The organism is Microbacterium sp. NPDC090003 (genome assembly GCF_044748385.1).
Classification (GTDB): domain Bacteria; phylum Actinomycetota; class Actinomycetes; order Actinomycetales; family Microbacteriaceae; genus Microbacterium.
The window spans coordinates 292,808-305,313 of the sequence record NZ_JBIVFW010000002.1 but is presented as its reverse complement, the minus strand read 5'-3'; the positions used below and the strand labels follow the sequence as shown (position 1 = coordinate 305,313).

Sequence of the window (12,506 nt, the reverse complement as noted above, 5' to 3'; positions counted from 1 at the left end):
CCCGCGGGACCGCTCGGGCGCCGCTTCCCGTCCTTCACGACCGCCCGGGGGCCGCCCTCGGGGTCGGGATCACTCCCCGCCACCGGCGTCAGGCGCGCGCGGCGGGAACCCGGCACGCGCTCGACGCGCTGCCGCGGAGCATCCGATGCGGGGTCCCCGGAAGAGGCGTCCTCAGGCATCCGTCCGGTCAGCCGTCCGTGCCGTCGTCGAGGTCGAGCGGCTGCGTGTCGTTCTCGGCACGCGCGGCTGACGGTGAGATGCCGAGCACCGAGGCGATCCGCGTCGCCGCCGTCGCCGGGTCGCTGTAGAGGTCGAACGCGTGCACGCGCACGTAGTGCCAGCCGAGTCGGCGCAGCACATGCGGGCGCAGACGCAGGGTCTCGCGCAGCGAGTCGCCGCGGGATTCGGGGTCGCACTCGATCACGACGGCCTTGCCGCCGTGCTGCGCGACCAGCGGGAGCAGACCGCGGTAGTCCACGTCGACGGATGCCCCGAGTCGGCGCAGCTCACGCGCGAGCGCGAGCGTCAACGGGTCGGCGAGGTCTTCGAGACGCGCGTCTCGGGCACGTGCGGCCAGCCCGCCGAGGATCGACATGAGTGTCGCAGCGCCGTACTCGAGGCGTCCATCATCGAAGGAGGACGGACGGATCGACGACACGATCACCATGGAACGACGCGCGCGGGTCATGCCGACCGTCAGCAGCCGCTCGCCGTCGGGCGTCGAGAGATCGCCGAAGTCGCTGAGCACTCGACCGTGCTTGGTGAGGCCGAATCCGAGCGAGAAGATCACCCGGTCGCGGCTCTCGGCCACGGACTGCTCGAGGGTGAGGACGGCGAAGGGCTCCGCAGTATCGCGCCCCACGAAGTCGGCGACATCGGAGCGTCCGGCGAAGGCTGCCGTGACGGCGGCGCGCACACGCTCGGCGTGACGCGCGCTCGCGGTCACGACCATGAGCGACTCGGACGGGCGATGCACGGCGTGCTCGACCACGAGAGTCACCACCCGGGCGACCTCCGCGTCGGGGCTCTCCACCGCACCCGAGATCGGGTCGGGCGTTCCCGTGCCGCCCTCGACGTAGTCGACCGTGAGGCTTCCCCGACCGAGGTACGACCCGGCCCAGGGCAGCGACACGATCTCGCCGCCGTAGAAGGCGTCGTTGATGAGCTCGGCGAGGTCCTCTCCCCCGGCGCGGTAGCTACGGGTGAGCGTCATCACCGGGAGCAGCTCGGAGAGGCGTTCGAACACCGAGGTCTCGTCGAACTCGACCTCGGGCTCCCAGAGGTCATCGGGGTCGACGGCGATCTGGAACGGCGACGGACGCTGGGTCACCGGGTCGCCGAACGCGACGACCTGGCGCGCACGACGGATCGCGGGCGCAGCCTCGGCGAGGTTGATCGCCGCGGCATCCACCAGGAGGACCGCGTCGAACTCGACCGAGTCCGGGATCTCGGGCACGAGATACGGCGAAGAGATCCAGACCGGAGCGAGCGTGGAGACCAGCGTCGGGGCGGCGCTCACGACCTCGGCGGACGTCGTCGTGCTCTGGGTCAGCGCACGACGCAGGTTCGCCGACTCCTGCGGCTCGTCGACGATCGCGATCTTCCACTGGTTGGCGAGCTGCCAGGCCAGGAGAGGTCCGGCCATCGCGGCGTGCGCCTCGTCGACGAGACGGAAGTCGCGCTCGAGGCGATCGACGACCGCCGTGTTCGCGCCGAGGAGGGCGCGGTTGTCCTGCAGGGCGCGCTCGAGGAGCGACTGCCACCAGGCGAACTCGAGCTCGTCGCCCACGCGTGACTCGGAGACGTGACGCACCGAGAGATCGGTGAGCAGGGGCTCGAGACCGAGGAGGGCGAGTTCGTCGCGCAGCTCCGCGCGCTCGACCAGGTTCTCGAAGACATCGGACTTCGCCGCGAGACCGGCGAGTGTGCGCACCAGACGCGCCACGGGGAGCGTCGCCAGCGGTTCACGTCGACCGAGGGCCGCGTCGAGTTCGGCGAGTTCGGCTTCGACGCGCTGCCACGCGGCCGCGACCTCTCCGAGACCCAGCGGGATCTCGGGGGCGACCCCCGCATCGACGCAGCGCTGCCACTGCGTGCGCTGGGTCTGGATGCGCAGCAGCGACTCGTGCATCTCGGTGACGTGCACGCCCGGGCGTACGTACTCCTTCGCCAGGCGACGCAACCGCCGGCGGTTCGCCGACGACATCCCGGGCGCATCGCGGCGCGACCCGTGCGCCTGGATCAGCTCTCCCAGCGGGCGCTCGAACACGGTCGGGCTGAAGCGGTCGAGCGAATCGCGGATGCCCTCGAGCAGTCTCAGGTAGTCGCCGAGCTCGTCGATGGTCGAGAACGGCCGCATGTGGGTCTGGGCGATGAGTTCGTAGCCGCGCTCGAGAAGCGCGGGAACGCTGTCGGAGTGCAGGCGGCCCGCCAGCTCGTGCGCGGCGCGGGCGGCCTCGGTGGTGGTGAAGGTGACGCCGTACCAGGGCGAATCGTCGGGGCCGAAGCGGAACTCCCCGAGACGCGCTGCCTGCGCGAGGGCGGCGGCAGCCGGCCCGCGATCGCCGGCGAGACGCCGCAGGGACTCGTTGCTGAGTCGCGCCGTGGTCGACGGCGGGGTCGGCAGGGAGGCGAGTCGGGTGAGGTGGCGGGTCGCCTCGAGCACGGAGGCATCCATCCCGGGCACGGGAGAGGTGAGTGCGTGGCGGTAGTCGCGGAGCACGGTGCGCAGGCGCACGAGCGCGTCGTCCACCTCACCGACCTTGGGGGCGGTCGCCTTCTCGTTGCGGCCGATGGCGCGCACGAGGTCACGCCGCACGCTCACCGGCGAGATCGCGAGGCTGTCGAGACCGATCCCGGCCAGGCGGTGGCGGACCCCGTCGAGCGTCGAGCGTCGCGCCGAGACGACGAGCACGCGCTTCCCCGCCCGCACGAGCTCGCCCAGCGCGTTGATCACGGTCTGCGTGCCACCGGTACCGGGCAGCGTCGCGACGGTGAGCGAGTGGCCGGCGGCGATTCGCGAGAGCACGGCCTCCTGCTCGGCATCCGCATCGAGCAGCAGGGTGTCGGATGCCGGCGCACGGTCGTCCGGCCCGGTGAAGTGCGGCGTGGCCCGCGGCGCCCTGACCTGCTCGCGGTCGCCGACATGACCGGCGAGGGCGTTGAGCACCTGGTGGTCGAGCGTTCGGGTGTCGCGCGACATGGAGCCGGCGACGTCGGCGAAGGTCGACACGACCAGGCGCGGCTCGACCGAGAAGGTGTCGATCGTGCGGGTGATCGCGCGCAGACTGTCGATGACCGGCTGAGGCTTGAAGATGCCGCCGTCGTAGGCGAGGGATGCCAGGGTCGACGCATCGATCGAGATGCCGAAGTGCTCGCGGGCGATGCGGACGAGTTCGGGATTGACCTCGAACGCCCCCTGCAGCTTCAGCTCGTAGTCCGAGTGGTGGCGGCGGATCGCGAGGGGGCGCAGCAGCACGGGCGCGGCGAAGAACGCTCCCCCGATCCGCCAGCGGGCGACGCCGACGGCGAGGTGTACGGCCTCGATGCCGCGCACGGTGCGCAGCTCGGTGTTCTTCGCGGTGATTCGCTCGGCAGCGAGACGCGCGGTGCGCAGACCGACCTCGTCGCGGAAGAGGTTCGACAGCAACGTCGATTTGCCGGTGATGAACTGCGGGAGACTGCCGGGGTGCGCCTTGGAGATGTCGATGCCGGACTCGGCCCCGTCTCTGAAGCTGGTCAGCGGCGAGGGGCCGCCCAGATCGGCGGCTTCACTGCGGAGTCTCGAGCGTTCGCCCTCCGCCGCGTGGGTCACGACGACGCCGGTCGACGACGTCCGGAGGTCGCTGAGGGTCACGGCGAGCGCTGCTCCCGTGTCTTCTACCGTCTTGCCTTCCCGTCGCCACACAACTCACACACTAAGCGCGCGGGGCGCGAGGCCCGGTATCCCGGGCGGGTTTCGCGGAATTCCGGTCGAGGATGCCGCGGTTGACTCCTTCTGCACCGCGGCCCGTCGAGAGCGCCTCTCCCCCCGTCCGCGGTGCGCACCTCCCGGCAGACGGGCGCCGCACGTCAGGATGGACGCATGAGCTTCCGCTACGACTTCGCCCCCACGCCGTTCGGCGATGCGCTCGCGGTGTTCTCCGACGAGGGCATCGTGCGCTTCGACCTGTCCGAGTCGGAGGATCCGTCGGTCCCCTGGCTCCTCGAGAACGTCACCCGGGAGTTGCGTGCGGTGCCCGAGCCCGACCCGGGTGCGGCCGATGAGCTCGCCGGCCTTCTCGACCGGTACTTCGACGGCGCACCGATCCGGTTCGACGAGCACCTCTCTCTCGACTGGCGCCTCGTCGACGGCTTCCATCGGCGGGCCCTCGAGGCGATCGGAACGATCGAGTGGGGCGAGACCCTGAGCTACGGAGAGGTCGCCGTCCTCGCCGGCCACCCGGGCGCGGCCCGCGCCGTGGGATCGGCCTGTCGCGTCACCCCGTTCTCGATCATCGTGCCCGTGCACCGCGTCATCCGCTCCGACGGCTCTCCGGGTCACTACGGGGCGCACCCCGAGCGCAAGCGGTTCCTCCTCGACCTCGAATCGCGCACGCCGAACACCCAACACCGAGCGCCCAGCGCTTAGGGCCCACAGGACCGACGCGGGTCCCGTCGAGTAGGCCGCCGGGACCCGCGCCGGAGGGGCGTCGGTGGTAATCTCACCGCGTGGCGGGAACGGCGCCGTCACGCGGAAGGCAGGTGGCCATGAGCACTCCGATCGGTGCCGAATCCGACACAGAGCTCGTCGCCCGTGCCGTGCGGGAACTCGCCCGCCGTACCCGGTTCCCGGTCGCCTTCGGCGGACTCCTCGATGACGGCGTCGTGCACGTGACGACGATCGTCGGAAACCGCACCCGCAGTCTCGACGGCCTGCGCGTTCGACCCGAGCGCGGACTCGGAGGACGAGCGATGATGGAGCTCCGTCCGCGCATGACCAGCGACTACGGATCCTCGCAGCAGATCACGCACGACTACGACGTCTTCGTGCTCGGCGAGGGGCTGCGCACACTCCTGGCGGTCCCGATCGTCGTGGGGGGACGATCCCGTGGCGTGCTCTACGCGGGCGCCTGGGACGACGAGCAGATCGGCGGGATCACCACCGCCCCGGCCATGCAGGTCGCACAGTCGGTCGCCGACGAGTTACGCATCCGCGAAGAAGTCGAACGTCGGCTTCGCGCCGACGCCCCGGCATCCGCCACGCTGCAGGCCGATCAGCGCGAGCAGTTGCGCGAGACCTTCGCCGATCTCCGCAGCATCGCCGCATCGATCGACGACGACGAGCTGCGCGCCCGGCTCGCGCGCGTCGAGGGGCGCCTGCTCGCCCTCTCGGGTGAGCACACGACGACCGCGACCGGCCCGTCCCCCGTGGTCCGCCTCTCCCCGCGCGAGACCGACGTCCTGTCCTGTGCCGCACTCGGGGCGACGAATGCCGAGATCGCGACGCAGCTCGGCCTCCGTGAGGGGACGGTCAAGGCGTACCTCGGCACCGCCATGTCGAAGCTCGACGCATCGACCCGGCATTCGGCCGTCGCCCGCGCCCGGCGCGCGGGGCTCCTCCCGTGATCGCGTAAATCACATCGGAATACCATTTGCATTCACTCGTGTATGCAACGGGAATCGCCGTGGAATTGATTGCCGCAATTCGCCGCGGCGAGTAATGTTCACTCTATGGCGAGACGAATTGTGCATCAGCTGGTCGACGATATCGACGGCAGCGTCCTGGAGATCGGCGAAGGGGAGACCGTGCATTTCTCCCTCAATGGCACGGCATGGGAGATCGATCTGAACTCGGCCCACGCCGAAGAGCTCCGAGCGGCGCTCGAGCCCTACATCTCCGCCGGGCGCCGTGCCGGTTCCGCGAGCTCCCCGCGCAGCTCGTCGGGCTCCGCACGCAAGCGCCCCGCGCGCAACCCGGAGGTCGCGGCGATCCGCGCCTGGGCGAATGACAACGGATATTCGCTCTCGGAGCGCGGACGAATTCCCGCACCCGTCATCGAGGCATATAACAAAGCGCATTGATCGCATACGACGACTGATGAAGGCTCTCCTCCGGGGGAGCCTTCATTCGTCGCGGTCGGTCACCCATGCCTCGTCGGGCAGGGCGATCTCCTGCGTCATGTCCTCCAGGAAGCGGATGACGACCGCACGCTCCTCGCGCGTGAGCCTGGCCGCGGCGTAGAACCGCTTCGCCTGCTGACGCCCGACCGTCTGCATCGCCGCGTGGCGGGTCTCCTCGGTGATCGTGATCGCGAGCGCTCTCCGGTCGGACGGATGCGGCGAGCGCACGATGTGGCCGCCCTTCTCGAGGCGGTCGAGGAGCTTGGTGGTCGATGCGGTCGAGATCGCCAGGTGCTGCGCGATACCCCCCGGGGTCGCGATCGTGTTCCGGTTGGCGCAGACGATGAGGTAGTGCAGGGCGCGCATGTCGGTCTCGTTGAGCTGCATATAGCGGCGCGAGGCGCGGGAGAGCTTCTGCTCGGCCTCTCGCAACTCGCCGAGCGCTCCCATCACGAGCGCGATCTGCTGCAGATCCTCCGGCGCGACCCCCGAGCGATCGACGAGCGCACTGCGCGGGTCGCTTGCCTCGACGTCGTAGATCGCGGCATGGCTGAGCCCGTCGACCGCGGCATCCGATCGCGAGTCGTCGACCGGCGACCCCGCCTTCGGGGTAGTGCCGGGTGCAGTGTCCATGCGATCATGTTACACAACGATCTATTTCATGCTAAGTTAAATACTCGCCAAGCTAGCAAAAAGACCTCAGAGGACGCCATGGACGACGTGACCCTTGTCGACGAGCAGGGAACCGCGATCGGTTCCCTGCCGAAGAGCGACGTCCACACCACCGACACCCCGCTCCATCTGGCGTTCTCCTGCCACCTCGTGAACGAGCGAGGGCAGGTCCTCCTCACCCGCCGTTCGCTCGCCAAGAAGACCTGGCCCGGCGTCTGGACGAACAGCTTCTGCGGGCACCCCCGCCCCGGCGAAGAGATCGCGGATGCCGTTCACCGCCGAGCGCACGAAGAACTCGAAGCGACCGTCGTCGACCTGCGGCCCGCGCTCCCCGACTACCGATATCGCGCCGTCGACGCGAGCGGCATCGTCGAGAACGAGGTGTGCCCCGTCTACGTCGCCCGACTCGACGGCGACCTCTCCCCGCGGCCGGACGAGGTGGCGGAATGGGCGTGGGCGGATGCCGCCGACATCGCCGCCGCGGTGGCCGGAGCCCCCTTCGCGTTCAGCCCCTGGCTGGTCGAGCAGCTCCCGCTGCTCCGAGAGAGCGGAGCACTCTGACCATGGCTTCCGTCGCGACTCAGGACGAGCTCGGCACCCGCGTCGAAGAGGCCCTCCGGCAACGCTTCGCCGAGCGCAGCTCCGCCGCCGAGAATTACGGTGAACCGTTCGCCGCGCTCTGGCGCTCCGCCGCCGCGCACGCGATGGGCGGCAAGATGATCCGTCCTCGCCTGCTCCTCGACGCGCACCGGGCCCTGGCGGCATCCGGCTCGGGAGTCGACCAGACGGCAGCCGTCGAGATCGCCGCGGAGGTCGAGCTGCTCCACTACGCCTTCCTCCTGCACGACGATGTGATCGACGGCGACCTCGTGCGTCGGCGGCAGCCGAACCTCATCGGCACCCTCGCGGCATCGACGGGCCGGGCGCGCGAGGATTCCGAACTGCACTGGGCGCGCTCGAGCGCCATCCTGATGGGCGACCTGCTGCTGGCGACGTCGGTTCTCGGCTTCGCACGCGCCCGCGTCTCGACCGCCGCACGTCTGCGCCTGCTCGACCTGATCGAGCACACCATCGTCGAGACCGTCGCCGGGGAGCACATCGACGTCGGCCTGGGCGACGGGATCATCGAACCCGACCTCCGCACGATCCTCGAGATGAGCACCTACAAGACCGCGACCTACTCGTTCTCGCTCCCCCTGCGCGCGGCGGCGATCCTCGCCGGAGCCTCGGCCGAGCTCGAAGGAGATCTCGCGGCGATCGGCCGCCATCTCGGACTCGCCTTCCAACTGCAGGACGACCTGCTCTGCGTGTTCGGCGATCACGAGGTGCACGGCAAGGATGCCTTCTCCGACCTGCGCGAGGGCAAGGAGACGGCCATCATCGCCTATGCACGGATGACGACCGCGTGGCCCCACATCCGTCAGCACTTCGGCTCCACGATGCTCGACGAGCGCGAGGCCGTGCGCATCCGCGAGCATCTGCGCGACTGCGGCGCCGAGCGCTTCGTTCAGGGCCTCGTCACCGATGAACTCGCCGCGGCATCCGCGGTCGCGGTCGATATCGAGTCCGCGCACATCGTCTCGGGCGACGTCATCGACAGCATCCGCGGCCTGATCGCGCGCATCGAGGGGCGGGCATCGTGACCGCGTCGCCCACCACCGGGGGCGATGAATCGCTGCGCCGCTTCAACAGGACCGCCGAGATCGCCACCGCCGGCGTGATCCGCGCCTATTCCACGTCTTTCGGCATGGCGACCAAACTGCTCGGGCCCCGTCACCGCCAGCACATCCGCAACATCTACGCCATGGTGCGGATCGCCGACGAGATCGTCGACGGCGTGGCCGCTGAGGCCGGACTCGACGCGGGAGCGCAGGCCGACGCCCTGACGTCGTACATCGCCGAGACGCACCGGTCTCTGCGCACCGGGTACAGCAGCGACCTCATCCTCCACGCCTTCGCGCAGACCGCGCGCGCGTGCGGCATCGGAGAGGACCTCACGCAGCCGTTCTTCGACTCGATGCGCGCCGACATCCCGACGGCTGACGCCGCGGCCGCGTTCGACGCCGATGCCCACGCGCGTTACGTCTTCGGATCCGCGGAGGTGGTCGGCCTGATGTGCCTGCGCGTGTTCCTGCGGGACGCCGAGCGTACGCCCGCGCAGCTCGAGACTCTCGAGCACGGCGCACGTCAGCTCGGCGCCGCATTCCAGAACGTGAACTTCCTGCGCGACCTCGCCGACGACACCGACCGGCTGCGTCGCAGCTATCTCGGCACGGCCGAGCGCCTCACCGACGCGGATCGCGACGCCTGGGTCGCGACCGTCGAGACCCAACTCGACGACGCCCGCGCCTCGATCCCGCTCCTGCCGAAGGATGCGCGCGCCGCCGTGCGCAGCGCGCTCGCCCTGTTCGCCGCACTCACCCGACGCGTCGCGAAGACCCCCGTCGACGATCTCTACCGGCGTCGCGTGCGCGTACCCGACCCGATCAAGGGATTGCTCGCCGCACGCTCCGTGCTCGTCACCGCGGTGGAGCCCCGATGAGCCGGGTGGTGGTGATCGGCGCCGGCGTCGCGGGTCTCGCGACGGCGGGTCTGCTCGCGCGCGACGGCCACGAGGTGCTCGTGCTCGAGAAGAACGCCCAGGTCGGCGGGCGCGCGGGCAGCATCGAGCGCGACGGCTTCCGCTTCGACACCGGTCCCTCCTGGTACTTGATGCCGGGGGTGTTCGACCACTGGTTCGCGATGATGGGCACCTCGGCCGCCGAGCAGCTCGACCTCGTTCCGCTCGACCCCGGATACCGCGTGTTCCGGCAGCCCCACGGCGATGCGGAGATCTCGGAGGTCACGGTGCCGGCGGGACGCGAAGCCGTCTCCCGACTGTTCGAGTCGCGCGAGCCGGGTGCGGCGAGGGCGCTCTCCGACTACCTCGACTCGGCCCACCACGCGACCTCGATGGCCGAGAAGTACTTCCTCTACAACCCGTTCACCCGGCTGACGACGCTGACGACCGGCGAAGTGTTGCGCGCGGCGCCGCGGCTGTTCTCCCTCCTGGGCACGCGCCTGCAGGCCTTCGCGGGCCGGCGATTCCGCGATCCGCTGCTCCGGCAGATCCTCGGCTATCCTGCGGTCTTCCTCGGCACCGATCCGCGGAGCGCTCCCGCGATGTACCACCTCATGAGCGCGCTCGACCTCGACGAGGGGGTCAGCTATCCGCAGGGCGGTTTCTGGGGCGTCGCCCTGCGCATCGAGTCGCTGGCACGCGAAGCGGGCGCGCGCATCGTGACGGAGGCGGAGGTCTCCGGCATCCGCACCACCGGCCGCGGTCGGGCGACGCGCGCGACCGGCGTGGAATGGACGGATGCCGCGGGCGAACGCCACGTCGAAGACGCCGACATCGTGGTCTCCGGTGCCGATCTGCACCACACCGAGACCGCGCTCCTGCCCGCCGAGCAGCGCAGCTATCCCGAGTCCTGGTGGACGCGGCGCACGAGTGGCCCCGGAGCGGTGCTCGTCATGCTCGGCGTGCGTGGTGCGCTCCCCGAGCTCCCCCACCACTCGCTGTTCTTCACAGACGACTGGGACGCGAACTTCGACGCGATCTTCGGATCCGAGCAGCGCATCCCCTCACCCGCCTCGACCTACGTCTGCCGCCCCAGCGCGACCGACGACGCCGTGGCGCCGGCCGGGCACGAGAACCTCTTCATCCTCGTGCCGATCCCCGCCGACCCCGACCTCGGCCACGGCGGCTCCGACGGCACCGGATCTGCGACGATCGAGCGGGCGGCCGATGCCGCGATCGACCTCGTCTCGACGTGGGCGGGCATCCCCGACCTCCGCGAACGGATCGTGGTGCGCGAGACCAAGGGCCCGGCCGATTTCCTCGACGACTACCACTCGTGGAGCGGGGGGATGCTGGGGCCGGCGCACATCCTGTCGCAGAGCGCGATGTTCCGCGCGCAGAACGCCTCCAAGCGCGTACGCGGCCTCTACTACGCGGGGGCGACCACGGCCCCGGGCGTCGGTGTGCCGATGTGCCTGATCAGCGCGGAGATCGTGCTCAAGCGCATCCGCGGCGATCACTCCGCCGGCCCGCTTCCGGAGCCCGCGCGCACTCCCCACGGATCGACGGCGCGCTGATGGGATTCGTGTACCTGGCCGCCCTGCTGATCTCGACGGGCTGCATGCTGCTGCTCGATCGGCGCTTCCGACTCTTCTTCTGGCGCGATGCGATCGCGGCGACCGTCGTCACGACCGCAGGTCTGGCGTTCTTCCTGATCTGGGACGTGTTCGGCATCGTCACCGGCATCTTCTATCGGGGCGAGGGGGCGATCGCGACGGGTATCGTGCTCGCTCCCGAGATGCCGCTCGAGGAGCCCGTCTTCCTCACGTTCCTGGTGATCTGCACCATGATCGCCTACACCGGGGCGGTGCGGGTGCTCCCCCTCGGTCGCCGTCTCCCCGCGCGGAAGGAGCAGGCCCGATGACCTACCTGCAGCTCGCCGGATGGTTCCTGGGCGCCGCCGTGGTGATCGCGATCGCTCTGACGCTCCTCGCCCGCGGTCGAGGTCCGCACGCCGGTGCCGTCGCCCTGACCGTGCTCGTGATGCTCACCTTGACGGCGGTGTTCGACACGATCATGATCGCGAGCGAGCTCTTCCACTATGCCGGGCCGCAGCTGCTCGGCGTGCACATCGGGCTCGCCCCGATCGAGGACTTCGCGTACCCGCTCGCCGGCGCCCTGCTGCTGCCGGCGCTGTGGGCCGCCCTCCGCTCGCGGCGCACCGCTCCGGGCGACGCCCTCTCCGCTGACAGGACCCGCGCATGACCGCCCCCGCCGCGCGCCCGTCGCCGGCCCGCGACCTCGGGCAGATCCTGCTCTCGTCGCGCCCCATCAGCTGGATCAACACCGCGTTCCCGTTCGCCGCCGCGTATCTGCTCACCACTCGCGAGCTCGATCTCACACTCGTGATCGGATTCGTGTACTTCCTGATCCCCTACAACCTCGCCATGTACGGGATCAACGACGTGTTCGACTACGCCTCCGACCTGGCGAACCCGCGCAAGGGCGGCATCGAGGGCGCGCTCCTCGCCCCGCGGATGCACCGCCCGACGCTGTGGGCCGCCGCGGTGTCGAACGTCCCGTTCCTCGTCTACCTCGTGGCGGCGGGCAACGCCGCGTCGACTGCGTGGCTCGCGGTCAGCGTGTTCGCGGTGATCGCGTACTCGGCGCCGCGCCTGCGCTTCAAGGAGCGCGCGTTCCTCGACTCGGTGACCTCGAGCCTGCACTTCGTGACTCCGGCGATCGTCGGACTCGCCCTCGCGGGCTCGGGGGTCACGCGCGACACGGTGCTCGTGCTCGTGGCCTTCTTCCTCTGGGGGATGGCGGCGCACGCGTTCGGCGCGGTGCAGGACGTCGGTCCCGATCGCGAAGCCGGCATCGGATCGGTGGCGACGGTGATCGGCGCAGCCGCCACCGTGCGGCTCTCGCTGGGGCTGTGGGCGCTCGCCGGCATCCTGATGCTGCTGACGGCCTGGCCGGGACCCCTCGGTGCCCTGCTCGCCCTCCCCTATCTGGTCAACGCCGCGCCCTGGTGGCGCGTGAGCGATGAAGACTCCGGCGCGACCAACCGAGCCTGGCGTCGCTTCATCTTCCTGAACTACTTCGCCGGCTTCCTGGCGACGATGATCCTCATCCTCGCCTGGGTCTCCTGACCCCCGCAGTACCCGAAAGG

The 12,506-nt window shown here is 70.3% G+C and carries 12 protein-coding genes; 10 read left to right on the top strand and 2 right to left on the bottom strand.

Annotated features, from left to right (window positions below):
- Positions 1-187: 187 nt before the first annotated feature.
- Entirely contained in the window at positions 188-3,907 is a 3,720-nt protein-coding gene (locus ACIPVN_RS14395; protein ID WP_400444096.1) for an AAA family ATPase, read from the bottom strand.
- Positions 3,908-4,084: 177 nt separating this feature from the next.
- On the opposite strand from ACIPVN_RS14395, the gene ACIPVN_RS14390 reads away from it, so the two are divergent.
- From ACIPVN_RS14390 to ACIPVN_RS14380, 3 genes are all read left to right on the top strand, one after another.
- Positions 4,085-4,630 carry a methylated-DNA--[protein]-cysteine S-methyltransferase gene (locus ACIPVN_RS14390; protein WP_400444093.1) on the top strand — a complete coding sequence of 182 codons (546 nt, stop codon included), beginning with the start codon at positions 4,085-4,087 and terminating at the stop codon, positions 4,628-4,630.
- Positions 4,631-4,749: 119 nt separating this feature from the next.
- The gene (locus tag ACIPVN_RS14385) at positions 4,750-5,607 is read left to right on the top strand and encodes a LuxR C-terminal-related transcriptional regulator (RefSeq protein WP_400444090.1); all 858 of its coding nucleotides are present in this window, start codon (positions 4,750-4,752) and stop codon (positions 5,605-5,607) included.
- Between the two features lie 105 nt (positions 5,608-5,712).
- Positions 5,713-6,063, top strand: coding sequence for an Lsr2 family protein (locus ACIPVN_RS14380; RefSeq protein WP_400444702.1), 351 nt, complete (start codon positions 5,713-5,715; stop codon positions 6,061-6,063).
- A 42-nt stretch (positions 6,064-6,105) separates the two neighbouring features.
- On the opposite strand, the gene ACIPVN_RS14375 is transcribed toward ACIPVN_RS14380, so the two are convergent.
- Positions 6,106-6,735 carry a MarR family winged helix-turn-helix transcriptional regulator gene (locus tag ACIPVN_RS14375; protein ID WP_400444087.1) on the bottom strand — a complete coding sequence of 210 codons (630 nt, stop codon included), beginning with the start codon at positions 6,733-6,735 and terminating at the stop codon, positions 6,106-6,108.
- 78 nt (positions 6,736-6,813) lie between these two features.
- On the opposite strand from ACIPVN_RS14375, the gene idi reads away from it, so the two are divergent.
- Genes idi through ACIPVN_RS14340 form a run of 7 tightly spaced genes read left to right on the top strand, consistent with a single transcriptional unit; the run spans position 6,814 to position 12,486 of the window.
- Positions 6,814-7,335 (top strand): isopentenyl-diphosphate Delta-isomerase, encoded by a 522-nt coding sequence (gene idi / locus ACIPVN_RS14370; protein WP_400444084.1) that lies wholly within the window; start codon positions 6,814-6,816, stop codon positions 7,333-7,335.
- Between the two features lie 2 nt (positions 7,336-7,337).
- Positions 7,338-8,417: a polyprenyl synthetase family protein gene (locus ACIPVN_RS14365; protein WP_400444081.1), complete on the top strand. Its 1,080-nt coding sequence runs from the start codon at positions 7,338-7,340 to the stop codon at positions 8,415-8,417.
- Complete coding sequence (locus ACIPVN_RS14360; RefSeq protein WP_400444079.1) at positions 8,414-9,316, top strand: phytoene/squalene synthase family protein; 903 nt, start codon at positions 8,414-8,416, stop codon at positions 9,314-9,316. The genes ACIPVN_RS14365 and ACIPVN_RS14360 overlap by 4 nt, the downstream gene beginning before the upstream one ends.
- Positions 9,313-10,911 (top strand): phytoene desaturase family protein, encoded by a 1,599-nt coding sequence (gene crtI, locus ACIPVN_RS14355; RefSeq protein ID WP_400444076.1) that lies wholly within the window; start codon positions 9,313-9,315, stop codon positions 10,909-10,911. The genes ACIPVN_RS14360 and crtI overlap by 4 nt, the downstream gene beginning before the upstream one ends.
- A complete protein-coding gene (locus ACIPVN_RS14350) occupies positions 10,911-11,258 on the top strand; it encodes a lycopene cyclase domain-containing protein (RefSeq protein ID WP_400444074.1) in 348 nt (115 codons plus the stop codon). The genes crtI and ACIPVN_RS14350 overlap by 1 nt, the downstream gene beginning before the upstream one ends.
- Positions 11,255-11,599: a lycopene cyclase domain-containing protein gene (locus ACIPVN_RS14345; RefSeq protein ID WP_400444071.1), complete on the top strand. Its 345-nt coding sequence runs from the start codon at positions 11,255-11,257 to the stop codon at positions 11,597-11,599. The genes ACIPVN_RS14350 and ACIPVN_RS14345 overlap by 4 nt, the downstream gene beginning before the upstream one ends.
- Positions 11,596-12,486 (top strand): prenyltransferase, encoded by an 891-nt coding sequence (locus ACIPVN_RS14340; RefSeq protein ID WP_400444068.1) that lies wholly within the window; start codon positions 11,596-11,598, stop codon positions 12,484-12,486. The genes ACIPVN_RS14345 and ACIPVN_RS14340 overlap by 4 nt, the downstream gene beginning before the upstream one ends.
- The last annotated feature ends 20 nt before the right edge of the window (positions 12,487-12,506 follow it).